The sequence below is a fragment of the Novosphingobium aquae genome (assembly GCF_037572715.1).
Classification (GTDB): Bacteria; Pseudomonadota; Alphaproteobacteria; order Sphingomonadales; family Sphingomonadaceae; genus Novosphingobium; species Novosphingobium aquae.
This window is the reverse complement of record NZ_JBBHJY010000009.1, coordinates 1-20,572: the sequence shown is the minus strand read 5'-3', so window position 1 is coordinate 20,572 and position 20,572 is coordinate 1. Positions and strand designations below refer to the sequence as shown.

At 60.3% G+C, this 20,572-nt stretch carries 22 protein-coding genes and 2 tRNA genes; 13 read left to right on the top strand and 11 right to left on the bottom strand.

What is annotated here, in order from left to right; genetic code table 11:
• Window positions 1-196 precede the first annotated feature (196 nt).
• Both WG900_RS16020 and WG900_RS16015 read right to left on the bottom strand, forming a co-directional pair.
• On the bottom strand, window positions 197-331 hold the full coding sequence (locus WG900_RS16020; RefSeq protein ID WP_339968667.1) for a hypothetical protein: 135 nt from the start codon (window positions 329-331) through the stop codon (window positions 197-199).
• A gap of 161 nt (window positions 332-492) precedes the next feature.
• Complete coding sequence (locus WG900_RS16015; protein WP_339968665.1) at window positions 493-1,050, bottom strand: CHC2 zinc finger domain-containing protein; 558 nt, start codon at window positions 1,048-1,050, stop codon at window positions 493-495.
• Window positions 1,051-1,139: 89 nt separating this feature from the next.
• Between WG900_RS16015 and WG900_RS16010 the strand changes: the two genes are divergently transcribed.
• On the top strand, window positions 1,140-1,364 hold the full coding sequence (locus WG900_RS16010) for a hypothetical protein (RefSeq protein WP_339968663.1): 225 nt from the start codon (window positions 1,140-1,142) through the stop codon (window positions 1,362-1,364).
• Here WG900_RS16010 and WG900_RS16005 read toward each other — a convergent pair whose 3' ends face one another.
• From WG900_RS16005 to WG900_RS15975, 7 genes are all read right to left on the bottom strand, one after another.
• On the bottom strand, window positions 1,365-2,228 hold the full coding sequence (locus WG900_RS16005; protein ID WP_339968661.1) for a hypothetical protein: 864 nt from the start codon (window positions 2,226-2,228) through the stop codon (window positions 1,365-1,367).
• A gap of 201 nt (window positions 2,229-2,429) precedes the next feature.
• A complete protein-coding gene (locus WG900_RS16000; protein ID WP_339968659.1) occupies window positions 2,430-3,986 on the bottom strand; it encodes a type IV secretory system conjugative DNA transfer family protein in 1,557 nt (518 codons plus the stop codon).
• A gap of 36 nt (window positions 3,987-4,022) precedes the next feature.
• Window positions 4,023-5,177 carry a type IV secretory system conjugative DNA transfer family protein gene (locus WG900_RS15995; protein ID WP_339968657.1) on the bottom strand — a complete coding sequence of 385 codons (1,155 nt, stop codon included), beginning with the start codon at window positions 5,175-5,177 and terminating at the stop codon, window positions 4,023-4,025.
• Window positions 5,178-5,976: 799 nt separating this feature from the next.
• Entirely contained in the window at window positions 5,977-6,360 is a 384-nt protein-coding gene (locus WG900_RS15990) for a hypothetical protein (protein ID WP_339968655.1), read from the bottom strand.
• A 94-nt stretch (window positions 6,361-6,454) separates the two neighbouring features.
• The gene (locus WG900_RS15985) at window positions 6,455-6,643 is read right to left on the bottom strand and encodes a helix-turn-helix transcriptional regulator (RefSeq protein ID WP_339968653.1); all 189 of its coding nucleotides are present in this window, start codon (window positions 6,641-6,643) and stop codon (window positions 6,455-6,457) included.
• Between the two features lie 155 nt (window positions 6,644-6,798).
• Window positions 6,799-6,870 (bottom strand) — tRNA-Thr (locus WG900_RS15980).
• Between the two features lie 203 nt (window positions 6,871-7,073).
• Window positions 7,074-7,160 (bottom strand) — tRNA-Leu (locus tag WG900_RS15975).
• A gap of 617 nt (window positions 7,161-7,777) precedes the next feature.
• On the opposite strand from WG900_RS15975, the gene WG900_RS15970 reads away from it, so the two are divergent.
• Entirely contained in the window at window positions 7,778-7,945 is a 168-nt protein-coding gene (locus tag WG900_RS15970; RefSeq protein WP_339968652.1) for a hypothetical protein, read from the top strand.
• On the opposite strand, the gene WG900_RS15965 is transcribed toward WG900_RS15970, so the two are convergent.
• Both WG900_RS15965 and WG900_RS15960 read right to left on the bottom strand, forming a co-directional pair.
• Complete coding sequence (locus WG900_RS15965; RefSeq protein WP_339968650.1) at window positions 7,927-8,406, bottom strand: thermonuclease family protein; 480 nt, start codon at window positions 8,404-8,406, stop codon at window positions 7,927-7,929. The two genes, WG900_RS15970 and WG900_RS15965, sit on opposite strands and share 19 nt — an antisense overlap.
• 119 nt (window positions 8,407-8,525) lie before the next feature.
• Entirely contained in the window at window positions 8,526-9,776 is a 1,251-nt protein-coding gene (locus WG900_RS15960; RefSeq protein WP_339968648.1) for a NupC/NupG family nucleoside CNT transporter, read from the bottom strand.
• A 119-nt stretch (window positions 9,777-9,895) separates the two neighbouring features.
• On the opposite strand from WG900_RS15960, the gene WG900_RS15955 reads away from it, so the two are divergent.
• From WG900_RS15955 to WG900_RS15905, 11 genes are all read left to right on the top strand, one after another.
• Window positions 9,896-10,531 (top strand): queuosine precursor transporter, encoded by a 636-nt coding sequence (locus tag WG900_RS15955; protein WP_339968646.1) that lies wholly within the window; start codon window positions 9,896-9,898, stop codon window positions 10,529-10,531.
• Between the two features lie 21 nt (window positions 10,532-10,552).
• Window positions 10,553-11,449: an acetylglutamate kinase gene (gene argB, locus WG900_RS15950; protein ID WP_339968644.1), complete on the top strand. Its 897-nt coding sequence runs from the start codon at window positions 10,553-10,555 to the stop codon at window positions 11,447-11,449.
• A gap of 46 nt (window positions 11,450-11,495) precedes the next feature.
• Complete coding sequence (locus tag WG900_RS15945; RefSeq protein ID WP_339968642.1) at window positions 11,496-11,987, top strand: hypothetical protein; 492 nt, start codon at window positions 11,496-11,498, stop codon at window positions 11,985-11,987.
• An 89-nt stretch (window positions 11,988-12,076) separates the two neighbouring features.
• On the top strand, window positions 12,077-12,376 hold the full coding sequence (locus WG900_RS15940; RefSeq protein WP_339968640.1) for a YggT family protein: 300 nt from the start codon (window positions 12,077-12,079) through the stop codon (window positions 12,374-12,376).
• The gene (folD, locus tag WG900_RS15935) at window positions 12,373-13,275 is read left to right on the top strand and encodes a bifunctional methylenetetrahydrofolate dehydrogenase/methenyltetrahydrofolate cyclohydrolase FolD (RefSeq protein WP_339968638.1); all 903 of its coding nucleotides are present in this window, start codon (window positions 12,373-12,375) and stop codon (window positions 13,273-13,275) included. The genes WG900_RS15940 and folD overlap by 4 nt, the downstream gene beginning before the upstream one ends.
• Window positions 13,272-13,985, top strand: coding sequence for a hypothetical protein (locus tag WG900_RS15930; RefSeq protein WP_339968637.1), 714 nt, complete (start codon window positions 13,272-13,274; stop codon window positions 13,983-13,985). Before folD ends, WG900_RS15930 begins: the two co-directional genes overlap by 4 nt.
• 2 nt (window positions 13,986-13,987) lie before the next feature.
• On the top strand, window positions 13,988-14,608 hold the full coding sequence (locus WG900_RS15925) for a MarC family protein (protein WP_339969023.1): 621 nt from the start codon (window positions 13,988-13,990) through the stop codon (window positions 14,606-14,608).
• A 100-nt stretch (window positions 14,609-14,708) separates the two neighbouring features.
• The gene (locus tag WG900_RS15920) at window positions 14,709-16,508 is read left to right on the top strand and encodes a hydantoinase B/oxoprolinase family protein (protein ID WP_339968634.1); all 1,800 of its coding nucleotides are present in this window, start codon (window positions 14,709-14,711) and stop codon (window positions 16,506-16,508) included.
• 202 nt (window positions 16,509-16,710) lie between these two features.
• Window positions 16,711-18,786: a hydantoinase/oxoprolinase family protein gene (locus WG900_RS15915; protein ID WP_339968632.1), complete on the top strand. Its 2,076-nt coding sequence runs from the start codon at window positions 16,711-16,713 to the stop codon at window positions 18,784-18,786.
• Window positions 18,787-18,873: 87 nt separating this feature from the next.
• Window positions 18,874-19,623: an SDR family NAD(P)-dependent oxidoreductase gene (locus WG900_RS15910; protein ID WP_339968630.1), complete on the top strand. Its 750-nt coding sequence runs from the start codon at window positions 18,874-18,876 to the stop codon at window positions 19,621-19,623.
• A 4-nt stretch (window positions 19,624-19,627) separates the two neighbouring features.
• Window positions 19,628-20,482: an SDR family NAD(P)-dependent oxidoreductase gene (locus WG900_RS15905; RefSeq protein ID WP_339968628.1), complete on the top strand. Its 855-nt coding sequence runs from the start codon at window positions 19,628-19,630 to the stop codon at window positions 20,480-20,482.
• Window positions 20,483-20,572 lie beyond the last annotated feature (90 nt).

Genomic DNA, 20,572 nt, shown 5'->3' with positions numbered 1-20,572 from the left:
TTGTGTTTATGTAGCTAATACGCTGGGGCTTGATCCAGCCAGGTCACCATAGCGATTCGTTTACTGGTGTCACCTGTTGGTATGAGCTGAGATGGTCAGAGTGAGCGGCAGGGGAGTACTATGAGGTAGGCAAAATAATCTTGACAAAAAAATACCCCGCACAATGGCGGGGTATTTCTCACATTACTTAGAGGTATCAGAGGCCGAGGAACTTCTTCCCTTCCTTCACGTAGGCGCGGCCAAGCTCCTTAAGATCACGCTTGAAGCCTTCGCGACGTTCTGCGTTGCGCTGGAGGCGGTCGCGCTTGTGGGTGCTGGGTTGTTCAAACATTGTCCCATTCCTTTCCGTTGCTGGGACTCGCTATCAATCACATATTTTTAGCAGTGGAAACGGTCGGGATTTGGCGCAGTAGCAATCCATGAAACACTAAGAGGAGCTATGAGTAGGGGAACTTTATTATAAAAAAAGGGGAGACCGAAGCCTCCCCATTGTTAAAAGTGCCAAGAGGACGGCAGAACCACGTCTCTAGCGCCTACGTACCCTAAAAGCTTGCCTGACCTATCCCTTACTGGTATAGCGACTGTGCCCCTGAGTACACCTCTTGGGCTGTACCCTACTCCGATGCGTTTCGCGTCATCAGTGTCGAAACCTATAGCGCAAACCGCATCGTGCTCAGGTTGAAGATAGTCCAACTCGCGGAAACCACGTTCCTCGGGTTGGGCTGTCTCCGTTTTTGCGCTACTTTCGCGCACTTCGTCGGGTTTATCCCGCTTCTTCTCGGGCTTTGTGTCACCGACTAGCCAACTCGCGGCCTCTGTCAGTGAGCATCCTTTGACGAAGCTGACCAGGGACAAAACATCGCCTCCTTTTTGCTTCGGAAATGAGTAGAAAATACCCTTGTCTGGTGTAATCACCATTCCGCGTTCGTTGCCTTCGCCGCTGGGGCATTGGCAGCGAAACGTATTGCCAGCTTTCTTCAGCGTAAGCCCTAGAAGCTCTGCCACTTGGGCGATGGGGTAGTCTTTCTTAATCTGCTGGAAGTCATGCATCACAGCTACTCCTCTCAATGAACACCTAGCGTCATTGTACCACTCAAGGTCGTGGTATGCTGGTAGTGGACAAGCAAAGGAGACAAACCATGTCCGGTAATGCACCTATCAAGAAGTTCCGCATTGGCTTCGTTACTGCCAATGTCTGGAAGAACGACGTGGATGGCGGCAAGTCGTTCTACAATGTGACGCTGGAGCGATCGTACAAAAACAGTGCAGGTGAATGGGAAGCTGGCAACAGCTTCAATCATGACGAGCTGCTGAATGCAGCCGCCCTTCTCCAAAAGGCTGAGACATTCATCTCGGCACAGTAACTACGGCCCCACTTCGGTGGGGTCTTTTTCATAGATAGCTTTCGGACCACACCCCACGCGCTCCCACTTCATCGTCGCAATCTCAGGGAACGGATAGGCAGGCTTGGTGAAGCCACCAGGCGTCTTCCGTGTCGGAGCAATATGAGCGTGAAAGAACATCGGTGCTCCGTTCGGAAATAGCTCGCTACAGAGTTTTAGAGAGGCTCGGTAGTCAATCTCCGTTGTGAACACGAAAAGCACGTACAGGGGCGTTTTCTGGCCTGTGATGCCCCACTCAGATTTAAACGTCTTGCTTGTATGAGCGTCGGCGTAGGCTAGGTACTTCTTGAGCATTGACGACACACCCTTGAGCACGTTGGTCCGCACTGGACCGGCTCGCTGGTACTCAAGCGCAAAATAGTTCTTCCCGCCGCCTGGGTACTCAACACCGAAGACAGCATCCGGTTGGATATGACCTTCCCAGGACACAGGGCCATTCTTGAGGACGGCTGAGGTCTTAGCGGGGAAGGCGATAGGCAACTCATCGTACTTGCCGAAATCCCACTCGATCTGCTCCTGGGGGATAAAGCTGGCCTCTTCCTGGTGTAGCCCGGCGCGAATGTTCGCTATTGCCTCGGTTACGCCAAGGTTGTGGTAGAAATCGCCGCGATAGTCGCCACGGGGCCGGTAGAATTTGACGGCTCGGGGTGAGAGACCACGGTGCTCCTTGAGATAGTCCAGTCCAAGAGTGTCCAGGGTGTGCCAGTCGTCTGCGAATTGATCGCCCTGTGTCTCTGCGGGCTTAGTGACGAACCAGCCCGCATGAAGGAGTGTCCTGGTGTGCTCCAGGCCTTTAGCGCTGCGAGAAGGGAGCAATCCCGGCATGAGGGCGCTGCGTAGGTACTTATGTTCCCAGATAGCCTGAACAGCGTCCAGAGTGGTGTCACACCTAGTGAGCTTCTTCGGGGTCGCCGGGCGCTTGTATCGAGATTTTCGTTCCATGCTATAAGCATAGCATTGAGATTTAAGCCGATATAGGACGGGCGGTATTTTGTGCTTCTGTCCAATATGGTTGCCATGAGGCGGTCATTCTTCAAAGTCAGCGAAGGGATCTGATCCTTGGACCGCTGATGCTTCCGTCGTTTCTGCGCTTGGCTGATACGAGTACGCCTTCCGCATTCGGTCACGTATCACCTCCAGCTCGTCACTGGACCGCTTCCCTAGCCTCTCCAGCTTCCCTAGCGGTACATCCCACCACTGCGTACCGAGGCCATTGCTAGCGAAGAGGAAGCGGCCTTTCGGTACGTTGTTGAGCGCCTCCTGGTTGATGCCTATTTCGTTCGCCATTGTGCGACGGTCGGCGGCTGATACATTCCCCACTACCTTGGTAGCAGTATTGGTGAGGACCGCTCGCAATGCCTTATCAGGTAGCTGCGCCAGGAACTGAAAAGCTACCGTCATCCCTACGTTGAACTTACGTGCCTGAGTAAATAGCTCAATTATCATGTCCTCCTCGGTCACATAGTCCGCGAACTCGTCAATGTAGATGTAGACGGGGTGAGGATATGGCTTGTCACGGTTAAAGATGGCGCGGGCAATCTGAGCGATAAAGAAGCGACCAAAGATGCGGAAGGTTTCGCCCTTCATCATGCGCTTGGCGGTATCAATGAGGATAATCTTCTGGCCGTATATCTCACGCTCTAAATTGAGCTTGTTTTCCGGTGAGGTGAACATGGCAGCGAAGGCGTCATTCTCTAGCAGTGAGTAAAGCCGTCTGAGGACACCCGACTTAGTTTCGCCGTAGGCCCGTTTGTCATTAAACTCTGTTTCAAAAAATGAGCGGGCGATAGGGGGGAGCTGAGGGAAATATTCCTGGTATTTCTGAGCGCCATTCTCTTCGAGTATCTGCCGCATAGTGTCGAGTGTAGCGCCTGGAATGACAGATACCAGACGGGACACATAGCGGTATACTGTCGCCATTTTTGGGGTGAGGGTTTCGCCAGAAGAATTGAAAATGTACTCATAGAGCGAGCTATCCATGCCCTTGGAAAAGAGGTTGAGCGCTAGAGGGTAGTTTTTATCGGTAGGGGTGAGGTGGACCAGGTCTTTAGCAGCGACCACCTGCAAGAGGTTGTCGATAAGCTGCCCTTGGCTGTCTATCACGATCACAGTGCATTCGTGGGCGATGTCATGCAGGAGTAGATTTTGGAAAAGTTGCGTCTTCCCTCCACCGCTGCCAGCGACCACCATGACGTGCTCAGTCCGTAGCTCCGGCTTGATATGAAAGGCGGGTTCTTCCGGTGTTGGTTCGGGTTCCGGCTCGGGTTCTTTGACAGGTTCGGGGACCACTTCCGGCTCGGGCTTTGCCTTCCCTTTTTCCCACCACTCCATACCTACCGAAACAGTCGGAAAACAGGACAGGCCGAGAGCTATGCCCATTATCACCTGCCATGATGTATTGGCGCTGTTGCTACCAGGTCCAGCGATTACCATCCCGCCGATGAGAATAATAATGCTACTGGCACTGATAGCTATACCTAGAGAGTGGCGGTCCTTAATGCTGACTTGGAGGACCAGAATGGAACAAATAAAATTTGTCACAGCTACCGCGACGGTAAGTAGGCCAGTTAACACGTATTCCATCCAATCCCCCACTCCACGGTGAAGACAATGCCACAGCTACCGCCAAAGCGAGCGCCGGTGATGCTCTTCGATATCCCTCAGACTGCGAGGGTAGGGAGCTTTGTCGAATGGCGCAACGTGTAGGGTTGGGGTGCGGGAGCTGAAAGGGAACTGGCGGGCGGTGAACGGCGCAAGCTCTTGGAAGCTGATAGACATCTGATTGACCCCAAAACGGTCCTCTAGGCGCTTTGCATCGTCCATAGAGGTACGGAAAACGGTGAGGCTCTGGCAGTTGCCTAGGACCGCTGAGAAGTAGTCCTTGTCGAGCTGGTCGATGTACTGGTGAGCTAGGGTGAGGTGGACGTTGAACTTTCGCACGCCTGAAAGCATCTCCTTGACCACTGAGGGAGCGAGTAGGTGGCACTCGTCCAGGAAGAACTCAAAGGGGACCGCTCCGTCACGGGAGAGACACGCCTGGTGCATTAAGGACAAAAGGACAGAGCCAAGCAGCGCCACCCGTCCTTTAGAAAGTTGTCCTTGAGGAAGCCTAGCGAGGAAGATTTTTCCAGTTACCACGTCGCCACAGGTGAAGGATGATTTCTGATAGCCAAGCGCACGGCGCACTCTAGGGTCGGCTATCAGCATAAGAGCCTTATTGAGCGTTGACGATATCTCGGCGCGTTGCTCCTTCCCCGTCATGCCATCAAAGACATTCCAGAAGTCCCGTACTACGTCGTCTTTTATGATGTCCGTTAGGCCTGTCCGGTAAGCTCTGTCCGTTAGAAGTCTCGGAAGCTGCACCAATGTCTCTTTAGTTTCAGCTAGGACCGACAGCGAGAAATAGAGGTACATGTCCATCGTCGGGGTTGGCATATCGCCGTACCCCCAGGCATCTTTGATTGTGTCGAGCAAAATCGAAACAGCGAGCGGTACGTTGGTGATGTCTTCGAGAGGATTAAAAGCCACAACTTCTTCTCGGGAAGGGTCGAAAAGTATCACGTCATTGCGGCGGGCTTTGGGGATGTAGTGAAGTAGCTCGTCGGTATCGTGTCCGTGGGGATCAAGGTAAAAGACACCGTGTCCTTTAGCGATAGCGGTGATGATGTGTTGTTTCAGTAAAGTCGATTTGCCGACACCTGATTGACCCAGAATGTATGAATGCGCCATGAGGAGAGAACGGTGCTCAGTACGGTAGAGCGCCGAGCGGTGCAACGGGTGCCGTAGCGATGCCGTCCTCTCGTCAAGGAACAGCCTACCTGTAATTTTACTACACAGTTCGATGGATTTGTGAGTGATGGGTACGGCACAACCAAATAACATTGAGGGGTTTCGTGTAGTCTGGGTGGTGGCCTTCAATTTTCGTTTCAGTGCAATGTGAATGAGAGCAGGTCGCGGGTTTAATAACTAATCTGGACTTTACAGCACGATTTAGGATTGCTCGGGCGCGAACTTGATATTTGTTTCTTGCAAATGAGGCGTAGGCGGCATTGTTTGTGTTCAAGCGTCCATTGTTAGTGGCACGGTATTTTTGCATTTTCTCAGTGTTGCATTTTCTACAGTTGTAATACAGATATTCCGGCTTGTGCTTATTCACACCTGTTCTAGTAACGTCTTCTTTCGCAAAGAATCCTTTGCATCGGCTGCATTTATACATGTACCGTGAATTGTAACATGTAACGTGGAATCTGTCCGGTGCGCCAGCACAGGAAGGGTATAGTCCGCAAACTGTTCGTCTGAGCGCGCCAGCGCCATGACCCCCCTAGAGTTGAAAGAACGGAGCGAACGGACGTGAAGTCGAAGAGAGGGAAATCTCTAGGGGGGTCATGGCGGTCAGCCATGCGAACAGTTTGCGGAATAGTGAACAGTGAGGCGGTATTGTGAGGTTTCTTCCATACCGCCCTTGCTAGGAACAATACATAGTCATGCACCTAGTCACGTTCCGTGGATTGTGGCGTAATAAAAAGGGCGAGGATTGCTCCCCGCCCATTTGGTACTAGTAGTTATTTAGTAGCTACCTGGCTTTGTACAAGCCACCGTCTGCGGTAACAGTACCTACCTTCTTCAATGCCGCTAGTGCATTGCTGATTGATTGCTGGCTGGCCTTATCTTCTGCGCCCATTTCTTTGAGGATAGCAGCGCGGCCAAGACCGGACGGGTTGGCTTCAATCACTGCTAGGACTTCCTCGCGGACACCGCTGCGACGGGTGCCAGGCATACGCGGCGCACGTGAGATTGAGCCGCTCCCCTCACCTTGTACCAGGGAATAATTGAAGCCAAGCTCAGCGAGGGAAGCAATGGCCTTGTGTGCTGCCGCCATTGCTTCCTTCTTTGCTTCGGAAAGGAGCTGTGCTTTTTGAGCATCAAGCTCACGGATTTTCTCAAGGACGGATGACATGGATGTACCTCAATGTTGGCGGGGGGGATAAGGTTGGTAGTACAAAGCAAAGGGCGATGCAACACGAATGTTACACCGCCCTCCTACTCCGGTGTTACCCGGAGCTGTCCCGTTTTGCTACCATCGAAGCAATCCAGTCGTCTATCTCACTCTCCAACCACCCTACACGGCTCGGACCGAGAACAACCCGTTTGGGAAAACGTCCATCAGCTTCAAGCCTGGCAATGTGGGCTGGCGAATAAAGTACCTTCTGGGTCACCTCTTTTTTTGAGAGCAATTTCATCGCAACAACACTCCGAAGCGGAGTCGTTGCGCAATGACCCCAGGGTTGGAAACCTAGGTGGGGCTTAGATACACAAAACCGCCCTAAGGCGGAAGGGTGCGGCTCGCCACTGCGATGGTTTATTAATTATGCATCGCTGCTGTAACTGCGCGAGGTAGGCAATCCAGGAATCGAACCTGGCATCGTCGGAGTACAAGTCCGCCGCTCTGCCGCTGAGCTAATCGCCTATGTTTTATGCCTCTCCTTCCAGACATGCCAGGCCATTAGTGGCAGTACGATCAGGATGAATGCGAGGATGTTGGAGAGTTTCATCTCCCCATATCGTACCATGATGCCGCATAAAAGCGCACGCTCAAAGGTGGATAGAAAGGTGGAAAATAATCGGACCCCGAAGGGAAATCGTTAGTTTTCAATGCTTTGGAAAAAGTTATGGTGCCCAGAAGAGGACTCGAACCTCCACGCCCTTGCGAGCGCCAGCACCTGAAGCTGGTGCGTCTACCAATTCCGCCATCTGGGCACGGGCGCAGTGCTGAAGTGCACTACGCTGGGTAGGAGCGGGCCGATAGCGGGGTGCGGGGGCACCTGTCAACGGCTAGGTTGACTTTGCATGAGTGCAATGGCGCAGCATCTGCGAATTGTGGCGTTATTGCTTGAGATTGTCCATGATTGAGGGGGCCTCCTGCATGGACGCTGGAGGGCCATGAGCGAATCCGAAGGCAGGTTCGCCTTGACCTTATGCCAGGTCAGCGATCGCGTTCCCGGGTGTTGATGGCGCCGGCGGTATCGACCGGGTAAGGCTGGCCCCGCTGCGGGCGATGATGCGATCTGGTCACCATCACAGTTCAGCGAGAGCAGCGCGATGTCGGACGGCCGGCGTTTTGCAGGTGCGCGTTTCAGGGGGGGGGGCGGCTCCTTCCATCACGGCATTACGCCTGGTCTGGGATTGTGACATCTGCGCGGCGCATGCCGAACAAACAGGCTTAACGCGGGAAACCATTCGCGCTCACCGCGCCTTTGAACTCCATGCTAACCCACGGCGGTGAATTTGGGTCTGTGCAGTCCCCAGCTTCTCTTTCCCTGTTTTCCCTATCCGGGCGTTCCCGTCGCCGTGACCTTGCCGTTACCGGAGCCTTCGTGGCGCTGGCGCTGGTTGGCATGGTCGCGGCGCGGGGGCTTGGCGGCACCTGTCCGGCGCAAGTCGAGGCAGTTCGCCAAGCCCAACCCGGGATGGTCCTGATGGCCGGGGATCCCAGCGATCCAGCCTGCGTCGGCAAGCGCCGCGCCTATCGCCCGCCCAGCTGACCCAGCTTCCCCGCGCGGAAGGATTGCCCTCCCTCCGCGTTGCCTCCCCCTCCGATTTCCGCACGCAGCATCAACCGGAGGGGGAGGCCCCATAGGTACCACCATTCCGAGCGGCGCCCTTTCCAGGTTTCGGCAAGCCCTTCATTGACGAGCGTCAGGCCAAGCGATCTGCCCCCGCGCATGACGGTGACGAGACGGCGGCCATAGCGATCGTGTGTGCGGGCGCCGCCGACCAGTTCGAAACGGCCGGAATTGAGCAGCTCCGCCAGTCGCATCGTGGCTTTGTCGCCGCGCTGGCGCTCGTCGGCGCAGCGCGCGCCGTGGGTTTCGGGGGCATTGATATCGGCGATGCGGATCTTCTCGCCGGCCAGCCAGAAGGTGTCGCCATCGACGACGCAGCTGTTGCGGGGGCCATCGGTGCAAAGAGCGAAGAGGGCAGCGGCCAGGGTTGCAAGGGCCATAGCCCAGCGCAACAGCGCCCAAACGGCGCGCCGCGCCATCCGCGCTTATCCGTGGTTTACCGCCAAATCGGAGTGATCAGCCCCGCAAATCTGCGAGTTACAGCAGGCTGAGGAACAGGTCACAATAGGCTGAGGAACAGACCGGCCAGCGCCGCGCTCATCAGATTGGACAGGCTGCCCGCCGCCAAGGCCTTCATGCCCAGCCGCGCAATCACCGGGCGCTGGTTGGGCGCGAGGCCGCCGGTCACCGCCATCTGGATCGCGATCGAGCTGAAATTGGCGAAGCCACAGAGGGCAAAAGTGACGATCGCCTTGGTCTGGTCGGTCAGGTCGGCGGTCTTGCCCAGTTCGATGAAGCTGACGAATTCGTTGAGCACCACTTTGGTGCCGAAAAATCCGCCAGCGCGCAGCGATTCCGCCCAGTCAGGCGCGCCGAGCAGCCAGAACACCGGGGCGAAGATCGTGCCGAGGATCAGCTGGAACGAGAGGTCGGGCCGGCCAATCCAGCCCCCGATACCGCCAAGGATACCATTGGCCAGCGCCACTAGCGCCACGAAAGCGAGCACCATCGCGCCGACCGCGACGGCCAGCTTCACGCCGGTCTGCGCACCTTCGGCAGCGGCCATGATGATATTGGCGGGCTTTTCCTCACCGAAGGTCACTTCGCCTTCCAGTTCGGGATCCTTGCCCAGTTCGCCCTCTTCGTCGGGCATGATGATCTTGGCCATGAGGATGCCGCCTGGCGCTGACATGAAGCTCGCGGCGAGCAGGTAGGGTAGGTAGAAGTTCTTCTGGTCACCGAACATCGCGGCATAGGCGAGCAGGATCGTGCCCGCGACGCCGGCCATGCCGACCGACATGATCGTGAAGATCTGTGCGGGCCTGAGGTCGGCGAGGTAGGGGCGTACCACCAGCGGGGCCTCGCTCTGGCCGACGAAGATGTTGGCGGCAGAGGCGAGCGATTCCACCTTGGAAATGCCGGTAATCCACTGGATCGCGCCGCCCAGCCACTTCACGATCAGCTGCATCAGGCCGATGTAATAAAGGATCGAGACGATCGCGGCGAAGAAGATGATGACCGGCAGCGCCGAGATCGCGAAGCTGTATCCGCCGAGTTCGGGCTTGGCGAGGTTGCCGAACAGGAAGTCGATCCCGGCTTGCGCATAGCCGAGCAGGTTGCTCACCCCGTTCGACATCGCACCGATTACCGCGCGGCCCCATGGCGTGGCCAGCACCAGTGCGGCGAAACCGGCCTGGAGCGCAAAGGCGGCACCGACCACGCGGAGCTTGATCGCCTTGCGGTTGGACGAGAGCAGGTAGGCAATCAGCAGGATCAGGGCCATGCCGGCCAGACTCTTGACGATATTCATGCGAATTCGGCTCCCCGCCACTTTCGGTTTCGCATGAGACTAACGCGCGCAATCCCCGGTGGATAGCCCCAGTGGCAAACCCTTCCCCAGTCGCCGCATCCTCGCTAGACCTTGTTGCCATGACCGAAACGAACCCGCGCGCCCTTCCGCTGTCGCTCCTCTTCCTCGCCCTCTTCTATGGGGGCATGGTGACCATCGCCGGGGTGCTGGGCGCCAAGCAGGTGTCCATCGGCCCGCTGGCGGTGGAGGCGGGTATTTTCCCGTTCCTCACCCTTGTCGGTATTTCCAGCGCGGTGGCGCAGATGCATGGCAAGGCGATGGCCGACCGCTTTGTGCGCTTCGGCTTTGCCCCGTTGGTCGGCGCGATCCTGCTTAGCCTGTTCGTGCTCACGCTGCCGACCGACCCGGATATGTATCCGCCGGCGAAAGAGGCCTTCCCGATCATCCTTGGCCAGTCGTGGCGGATGATGGCGGCGGGAATCCTCGCTTACGGCATTTCGGTCACGCTCAATATCTGGATATTCGACCGGTTGCGCGGGTCGGCCGGGGGCGCTGGTTTGCGCGGGTTCATTGCCGCCGCGCTGTCGCAGATCGTCGATACGCTGATCTTCATCTCGGTCTCGTTCTATGGCGAACGGCCGATCCTCAATCTGATGGTGGGGCAGATGATCGCCAAGGTCGTGCTCTCCGCCGTGCTGGTGCCGCTTATCATCTGGGCCGCGGTGAAGCTGGCAAAGCGGGTGGACGCAGCGTAAAAAGGAGTTAATGCGCGCGCCATGGCAAATCCGCACGATCCCGCAATGCTGACCAAGGCTGAAACCCTCGTCGAGGCGCTGCCTTACCTGCGCCGTTACGAAGGCCGGACCTTCGTGGTGAAGTATGGCGGCCACGCGATGGGCGACCCCGAACTGGCGCATGACTTTGCGCAGGACGTGGTCCTGCTGCGCGCGGTGGGTATCAATCCGGTGGTGGTCCACGGCGGTGGTCCGCAGATCGATGCCATGCTCAAGAAGCTCGGCGTCGAGAGCCAGCGCATCAACGGCCTGCGCGTGACCGACAAGGAAACCGCCGACATTGCCGAGATGGTGCTGTCGGGCGCGATCAACAAGCAGATCGTCGGCTGGCTTGCCGGGGCTGGCGGCAAGGCCGTGGGCATTTCGGGCAAGGACGGCGGCCTCGTCACCGCGGCCAAGGCGCAGCGCACCGCGCGCGATCCCGACAGCCAGATCGAGCGCGTCGTCGACCTCGGCTTTGTAGGGGAACCGACCAAGATCGATACCACGATCATTGATGCCATCTGCGCCGCCGGCATGATCCCGGTGATCGCCCCGATCGCGGTGGGCGACGATGGCGAGACCTATAACGTCAATGCCGATACCATGGCCGGCGCAATTGCCGGTGCGCTCGGCGCGGCGCGGCTGTTCCTGCTGACCGACGTCCACGGCGTGCTCGACAAGGCAGGCAACCTGCTCACCGACCTGACCCCGGCGGACATTGCCGGGCTTCAGGCGGACGGCACGATCACCGGCGGCATGATCCCCAAGCTCGAAACCTGCGTCCACGCGGTCGAGGCCGGGTGCGAGGCTGCCGTCGTTCTCGATGGCCGGGTGAGCCATGCGATGCTGCTTGAAATGTTCACCGAAAAGGGCGCGGGCACGCTGATCCGCGCCTGATTTTGGCAAGCCGGGAACACGCGCGGGCTTCGCGCGTATCGCTGCCATGGATGCCCGGAAAGTTTTGTCTCTGTCTGCCGCGCTCGCCGCGCTGGTCCCGCTGTCCGGCTGTGATCGCTCGCCGGCTCCCGCCCCCAGCGAACCGGGCCGGCAAAAGGTTGTTCTCGATCGTGCCGCGCTGTCGCAGGTCGAAGATCCGGCGCGCGTGCTTGCCTATTACGGCGCCGCCCTTGGCGCGCATGACTGGGAAGCCGCCGATGCCGCATGGGGCAACTTTCCCGAAACCAGCCCCGGCACCTTGCGCGCGCATTTCGGCAAGTACCGCGCGCTGTCGCTTCATTTCGACGAATCGCGCATCGAAGGCGCTGCTGGATCGCTGGTCTATATCGCCCCGATCGTAATCCGTGATGGCGGACGCGTGGTCGAAACCGGCAGGATCGGCCTGCGCCGCAGCAACGAGGTTCCGGGATCGACGCCGGAAGACCGGCTCTGGCATGTCGAGATGTCGGAACTCCGTCCAGCCGAGGGCGCGTCCTAATTCAACGGACCAGTGTAGTGCGCGGGTGACACGGGCGCGGCCTGCCGCTATCACGCGCGCAGATTTACACCAAATGGAGGGGGCTGCCGGTGCCGGTGATCTTCGGAATTTTCTTCGATGCGTTCAACATGCTCAGCCAGATTCTCCAAGTGCTGATCATCGTCATGGTAGTGCTCAGCCTGCTGTTCTCGTTCAACGTGATCAGCGGATCGAACACGTTTCTGCTCAACTTGTACCAAGGCATCAACCGACTGCTTGATCCGATCCTCAATCCGATCCGCAAGCTGCTGCCAAACACCGGGGGCATGGATTTCTCGCCGCTGGTCCTGCTCTTGGTGCTTGAACTGATCCGCAACGCGCTCATCCGCTACGCGGGCAATTACCTGTGACACAGGGCGCTTCCGTGATTGATGGCAAGGCCTTCGCCGAAGACCTGCGCGCCCGCATCGCCGTGGCCGCCGCCCAGTTCGAGGTTCATGCTGGGCGCAAGGCCGGCCTTGCCGTGGTGCTGGTGGGCGAGGACCCGGCGAGCCAGGTCTATGTCCGCAGCAAGGGCAAGCAGACCGTGGAATGCGGGATGAACTCGTTCGAGCACAAGCTGGACGAAAACACCGATGAAGGCGCGCTGCTCGATCTGGTCGAGCGCCTAAATGCCGATCCGGCAGTTGACGGCATCCTTGTCCAGCTACCTCTGCCCGCGCACATCAACGAACAGGAAGTGATCTCGGCGATAAGCCCCGACAAGGATGTCGATGGCTTCCACATCATCAATTCGGGCCGGCTCTCGGTCGGCTTGCCGGGCTTCGTGCCGTGCACGCCGCTGGGCTGCCTGATGCTGCTCAAGGACAAGCTCGGCTCGCTCTGCGGTCTCGATGCCGTGGTGATCGGGCGGTCGAACATCGTCGGCAAGCCGATGGCGGCGCTGTTGCTGGCGGAAAGCTGCACGGTGACGATTGCCCACAGCCGCACCAAGGACCTGCCCGATGTGGTGCGCCGCGCAGATATCATTGTCGCCGCCGTTGGCCGCGCCGAAATGGTCAAGGGTGACTGGATCAAGCCCGGTGCGACCGTGATCGATGTCGGCATCAACCGCCTGCCGCCGAGCGAAACCTCGCCCAAGGGCAAGCTGGTCGGCGATGTGGACTATGCATCGGCAGTTCAGGTGGCTGGCGCCATTACGCCGGTTCCCGGAGGAGTAGGCCCCATGACCATCGCCGTTCTGCTGCGCAACACGCTGGTTGCCGCGCACCGCAATGCCGGCGTCGCATTCGACGAGTCGACGCTGTGAAGAAGGCCCTGCTTGGTCTTGTCCTGCTGGCGCTCGCCGCAAGTGCCGGCGCGCAGGACAAGCGCGATGCGCGCGCCATGCGCAATTCTTACGCCAACCCTTCGGCTGTAATTGCCGCTGAAGTTGGTTTTGCCCAGCTGGCACAGGAAAAGGGCCAATGGACAGCATTTGCCGCCAACGCGACCGCCGACGCGGTGATGTTCGTGCCGCAGATGGTCTACGCCCAGCAGTGGCTGAAAGGCCGTGCCAATCCGCCGGAATCGGTGAAATGGCAACCGCACATCGTCTGGTCGAGCTGCGACGGATCGCTGATGGTCAGCCACGGCGCGTGGCAGGGTGCCAAGGATACCACCGGCTATTTCACCACAATCTGGCAGCGGCAGAAAAACGGCAAATACAAGTGGGTGCTCGATCATGGCGACGAGCTGAAGGAGCCCTTGCTGGCACCTGAAATGCTCTCCGGCCAGATCGCCGACTGCCCGGACCGGGGCAAGCGTCCGTCAGGTCCGCCACCCCGGTTCGAGGACGTCAAGGCCAAGGACCTCAAGCCGCTCGATCCGGCGAAGCGTTCGGGCAAGTCGCTCGATGGCACGCTGTGGTGGGACGTGACGGTTGAGCCCGATGGCGCACGCAACCTTTCCGTCTCGTGGAAGAAGGACGGCGCTGAAAGCCCGGTGGTGATTGAATCGGTCGAGGCTCCGGCGAAGTAGTGCTGATCGACCTCTTCCTCTCGGCCTTCGTCACGCTGTTCGTGGTCATCGACCCGCCGGGCTGCGCGCCGATCTATGCCGGCCTGTCCTCGGGCGCGAGCCGCAAGCAGGCGATCTCGATGGCCATGCGGGCCTGCCTGATCGCGGCGATCATCCTGCTCGTCTTTGCGCTGTTCGGCGAACAATTGCTCGGCGCGCTGCATATCGAGCTCAACTCGTTCCGCATTGCTGGCGGCATCATGCTGTTCTTCATCGCGATGGACATGGTCTTCGAAAAGCGCACCGAACGGCGCGAAAAACGCGCCGAGGATCTGCGTGGCACGCCCGAGGTGGAGGACGTCTCGGTCTTCCCGATGGCCATGCCGATGATCGCCGGTCCCGGATCGATCGCCACGATCATGCTGCTCACCGCCCGCGCCGAAGGGACGGAGCAGACGCTGGTGATCCTTGGGGCCATGCTCGCCGTGGTCCTGCTGACGCTCTTCGCACTGATCGCTGCCGCGCCGCTGATGAAGCTGCTGGGCAAGCACGTGGAGGCGGTGATCACCCGTCTGCTCGGCGTGTTGCTGGCGGCGCTGGCCGCGCAATATGTCGTCGACGGGCTCAAGCAGGTTTTGAGCTGATCCCTTTCGCCTGCTGCATATGAACCCGCGCTCTTTGTAGAGCGCCCAACCTGCCTGCCCGCCTAACCCCTTCGGAAATACTGGAGAGGGAAGGCGTACAATGTCCTTCGAACTGAATCGCAAACTCGCCGCCCGGCGCGCGCCCCTGCCGACGACTGCCGAGATCGATCCGGTCACCGCCGACATCATTCGCGGGGCCTTTGAAACCGTGTGCTTTGAAAGCGCGACCCATCTGGGCCGGGCGGCGTCATCGCCGATCATCAATTCGTCGAACGAGCGCAACGCGGCGATCGTCGATGCCCACGGACGGCTGGCGATGGGCGCGATTGGCACTCCGCAGCTGACCTTCGTCAACCAGATGATGGTGCGCTGGGCGCTGATGAACATGGAGGACTACGACATCGGCCCGGGCGATGTGCTGCTGTCGAACGATCCCGATCACGGCGGCGGCCACTTGCCCGATTACTGCGTCTATGCGCCGGTCTATTCGCCCGAGGGTGAGCTTATCCTGTTCATCTCGCTCCAGGCCCACCAGGGCGATACCGGCGGCAAGGACCCGGGCGGCTTCACGCTCGAGGCAACTGACGTGTTCACCGAAGGCGTGCAGTTCCCTTGCGTCAAGCTGGTCCACCGGGGCCAGCGCCGCAAGGACGTGTTCGACATGGTCGTGCGCAACAACCGCTTCGCCACCATCGCCGGCGATCTCGCGGCGATGATCGGCGGCGTGCAGCAGGGAGTAAAGCGGCTCGAAGCGCTGATCGCGCGGCATGGCGGTGAGACAATCAAGGCGGCGATCAACCATTCGATCGCGCACACCCAGCGCCGTATGCGCGCCGAATTCGCCGGCTGGCCTGACGGTGCCTATGAAGCCACCGTGCTGATCGATGCCGATACGATGGGCACCAAGGACGTGAAGGTCCACGTAACCTGCACCGTCGCGGGGGACAGCCTGACGGTCGACCTTACTGGCACCGATGACCGGCAGGATCTGGTCGGCGTGTGGAACACCTTTGCCAATTCGCGCAGCTATGTGATGACGCAGGTGGTGGCGATGGTCGATCCGACGATCGTCAAGAACGAGGGCTGCTTCGACGCGGTCGATATCGTCATCCCCGAAGGCTGCATTGCCCAGCCGCCGCCGAACAAACCCGCCGCGCTCGGCTCCTTCCACCCGGCCTGCGAGATAACCGAGGCGGTGTGCCTCGCCCTGTCGGCCGTCGTGCCCGAGCGCGCCCAGCCGCAGCTTTACAAGATCGGCATGCCCAACGCGGTGATCGGCTTCAACGAACAGGGCATGTGGATGGATCAGGGCGTCGATTGCCGTTCGATGGACTCGTCGGCGGTGCAGGGGATCGATGGCTGGGGCTCGTGCCCGGTCAGCCTTGGCAACTTGTTGCTATCCGAAGCGGAGGACGCCGAGGCGCGCTTCCCGATCCTCAATATCAGCCGCGAAATGACCACCGATGGCGGCGGCGCAGGCCAGTGGCGCGGTTCGCCGGGAAGTCTCAACGTCAAGCAGGTGCTCGGCCCGACCATGGCCATGGCGTGGATGGTCAGCGCCGACCACCCGCTGCGCGGCATGTGCGGCGGTGATGATGCGATCCCCTATACCAACCATTTCGAATGGGGTTCGCCGGGTCAATACAAGATCGAGCGGACGGCTCAGGCGCAGCTGCCGGCGGACGCGGTGATCGCCTACCAGCACGGCGGCGGCGCAGGCTTTGGCCCGGCGTTGTTGCGCGATCCGGAGGCGGTGAAGGAAGACGTGCTCGACGAATATGTCAGCATCGAAGCCGCGCGGGCCAGGTACGGCGTGGTGCTGACCGGCAGCCTTGGGGATTACACGATCGAAGTGGACCATGGGGCGACTGCGGCCCTGCGGGCGGAGATGGCGGCATGAGGAATGCAGTATCCTTCCCCAGGACCAAACCCGTCATCCTGAACTTGTTTCAGGATCCATCGGGCCTCAAGCACAGTGCCATCCGGCCAGGCGCACACGCAGCCAGCAAGTGTGCCAAATCGCGCTCCGATCGTGGGGAGAAATGGATCCTGAAACAAGTTCAGGATGACATTGAAGGATCGGTTGGATTGGAGTGCGCCGCATGACCTATCGCATCGGCATCGACATCGGCGGCACATTCACCGATTTCGCCATGTTGAAGGAGGGCGCGGTCGTCCTCCACAAGAACCTCTCGACGCCTGAGGACCGCTCGTTGGGCGTGATGCAGGGGCTGGAAACGCTTGCGGGCAAGGAAGGGCTGTCGCTCGGCGACTTCCTCGCAAAGTGCAATGCCATCGTCCACGGCACCACCGTTGCCGATAACACGCTTATCGAAATGAACGGCGCGCTGACTGGGCTGATCACCACCGAAGGTTTCCGCGACGAGATCGAATACCGGCGCGGGTACAAGGAAGACATCTGGGATGTCCGCCTTGCCCCGCCAAAGCAGATCACCCCGCGCCGCCGCCGCCTCACGGTGAGCGAGCGCGTGCTGCACGATGGCACGGTGCACAAGCCGCTCGACGAAGACAGCGTCCGCCATGCCTGCCGCCAGCTGAAGAAGCAGGGCGTGGAATCGCTCGCCGTGTCGCTGCTCTTTGCCCATGTAAACAACGCCCACGAAAAGCGCATTGCCGAGATCGCCGCCGAGGAACTGTCCGGCGTCTCTGTCTCGCTCAGCCACGAAGTCCTGCCGCGCGCGCCGGAATATGACCGCACCAGCACCACCGTGGTCAACGCCTTCGTCGCGCCGCGCGTGCGGCATTACCTCGACCGGCTGGTCACGCGCTTGAAGGACGGCGGCTATCCCGGCCAGCTGATGGTCATGCAGGCATCAGGCGGGGTGATGAGCGTCGACTATATCGAAGGCTCGCCGATCCGCGTGCTCGCCTCCGGCCCGGCGGGCGGGGTGATCGGTTCGGCCCACGCCGGCCGCGCCAAGGGCTGCCCGAACCTGCTTTGCGTAGATATGGGCGGCACCTCCTATGACATGAGCCTCGTCATCGATGGCGAGGCACCGGCCGAGGCGGGCTGGAACATGCACCACCGCTACCTGATCGGCGTGCCGATGGTGAAGGTGGAGACGCTGGGGGCAGGCGGCGGTTCGATCTGCCACGTTCACGCCGGCGCGCTGCAGGTCGGTCCGCGCTCGGCCGGGTCGGAGCCGGGGCCGATGGCCTATGGACGCGGCGGCAGCGAACCGACGGTGACCGACGCGCTGGTCATGCTCGGCATTCTCTCGACCGACGAGGGGTTCGCCGGCGGCAGCTTCACGCTGACCAAGGCAGGTGTTGCCGAGGCGTTCCTGGCCATCGCCGATCAGATGGGCCACGGTGATCCTGAGCAAGCCGCCTTTGACTGCTGGCGCGTGGTCAATGCCAGCATGAGCCAGGGCGTGCGCCGCACGACGGCGGGCAAGGGCATTGATCCCAAGGACCTCGTCATGCTGGCCTATGGCGGCAACGGCCCGGCCTTCGCCGCGATCCAGGCCGAGGACCTTGGCATCACCCGTGTGCTGGTGCCCAAGGCATCGCCGACTTTCTCCGCGCTCGGCACGCTGGTCGCCGATCCGGCGATCGACGAGGAACGCTCGCTGATCGCCCCGGCCAATGTGCTCGATCTTGCCAAACTGCGCAGCCTGTGGAGCGAGCTTGATGCCCGCGCGGAGCGCTATTTCACCGGGGCCGGGTTTACCCGCGAACAGGTCAAGGCAAACTACCGCATCAACATGCGCTACCCGGGGCAGAACTTCTCGCTCACTTTCGACATCGCCCCCGAAGGCGCGCTGGGAGACCTGAGCTTCGTCGACGAGGCGCTGGGCGAGCGCGCCATCGCCGCCTTCAACGCGCGGCACATGGCGGAATACAACCACATCCGTGACCACGAAGTGCCGGAAGTCACCGGCGTCCGCCTCGCCAGCCATGTCGCAACGCCAAGCCCTTCGGCAAGGGGCGGCTCGGCCAGCGCAGCAAGCGCCCCGGTCGCCGCCAGGACCCGGCGCGCCAACTTGGGGCAAGGCTTCGGCGATGTGCCGGTCTATCTCGGCAGCGATCTCGCCCCCGGTCACACCGTCCCGGCGCCCGCGATCATCGAGGAGACCTTCACCACCATCGTCGTCTATCCGGGCTGGTCGGCGCTGGTCGATGCCTCGGGCGATTACGAGCTAATCAAGGCCTGATCCGCCTCCACGATATGCCGCGCGATGTCCTTTCTTTCGGCCGGGCCCCGGCATAGCGTCGCCCTTTCTGATTGGGAGGATCACGCAATGGCAAACAAGGTAGCACTGGTAACGGGCGGACAGGCAGGCATCGGCGCGGCCTGCGCCAAGCGGCTGGCACGGGACGGCGTGGCCATCGGCGTGCTCGACCTGACGGCGGACCTCTGCGCCGATACGGTCGCAGCGATCGAGGCTGCGGGCGGCGAGGCGATTGCGCTGGGTGCCGACATTTCCGACCGCGTGCAGGTCAAGGCGGCGGTCGCCAAGCTGCGCGAAAAGTTCGGGCCGATCACCATCCTCGTCAACAATGCCGGCGTCACCGATTTCGTGCCCTTCGAGGAGATCACCGAGGCGCGCTGGGAAGTGGTCTACAAGATCAATGTGCTCGGCCAGATCATCGTCGCGCAGGAAGTGCTCGGCGACATGAAGGCGAAGGGCTGGGGCCGCATCGTCAATATTTCCTCGTCAAGCGGGCAGACCGGGGCGGTCGGCATGTGTACCTATTCCAGCTCGAAAGGCGCAGTCATCACGCTGACCCGCTCGATGGCGCAGGAGCTTGGGCCGCTTGGCATCACGGTGAACAATATCCCGCCGGGATCGGTGATGGGCACGATCATGTCCGAGGCCAACCGCGACAAGTTCCAGATCCCGACCGAGATGTTGCTTCAGGCGATTCCGGTGCGCCGCATGGGTGAACCCAATGACATTGCCAATGCCTGCGCCTGGCTGTGCCACGAGGATTCGGGCTATGTGAACGGCCAGACCATCGGTGTGAACGGCGGGCGGGTGGTGAGCTGAGAGCGTGGTTCAAACCGCCGTCATCACCGGAGCCAGCGCCGGGGTAGGCCTTGCCGCCGCAAAGGCCCTGGCCCGTGAAGGCTGGCGCGTGATTGGCGTGGGGCGCAATGCCGAGCGATGCGCGGCGGCGGAGGCCGAACTGCGTGAGGCAGCTCCCGGCGGTGATGTCACCATGCTGCGCGGCGACCTGTCGTTGATGGCCGATGCTGCGCGGCTGGCGGACGAGATTGCGATGCTGACAGACCGCATCGATTCGCTGGCCAACAATGCCGGCGGAATGATCCCTGAGCCAAAGGTGACTGCCGAGGGATTGGAAGAGTGCTTCGCGGGCAACCACCTCGGCCCCTTTGTGCTGACCACACGCCTGCTGCCTTTGCTGCTGGCTGCGCCGCAGCCGCGCGTGATCAACACCAGCAGCGACGGCAGCGAGATGATCCCCGGGCTAAACTGGGACGACCTGCAGGACTCACTGAAGCAGTCGCCCGGCGCGTCCTATTGCTCGGGCAAGCTGGCGAACGTGATCTTCGCCGCGGAACTGGCGCGGCGCTATGGCGGGGAGGGGCTGCTGGCCTTTTCATTCCATCCGGGCACCGTCGCTTCGAACTTCTTCGCCCACGTTCCAGAGACGACGCGCGTGCATACCGATGCGATGGAAAAGATCGCGCCGGAGCAGGGCGCCGAGACCCTCCTGTGGCTCAATTCGCAGCCGGCGGAGTCGATCGACAACGGCGGTTACTATCACCGCTGCGCACCGCGCGTGCCCAATCCGACGGCTCACGACCCGGCGAATGGTGCACGGCTTTGGGCATTGAGCGAGGAACTAGTCTCTTCAACAAATTCCGCGTCACCCCGGACCTGATCCGGGGTCAGGCTTCTTTCTCAACCGCTGATAGAAAAGCCTAGGCCCGGATCAGGTCCGGGCCGACGATCATAGCAGGGGTATCTAGGG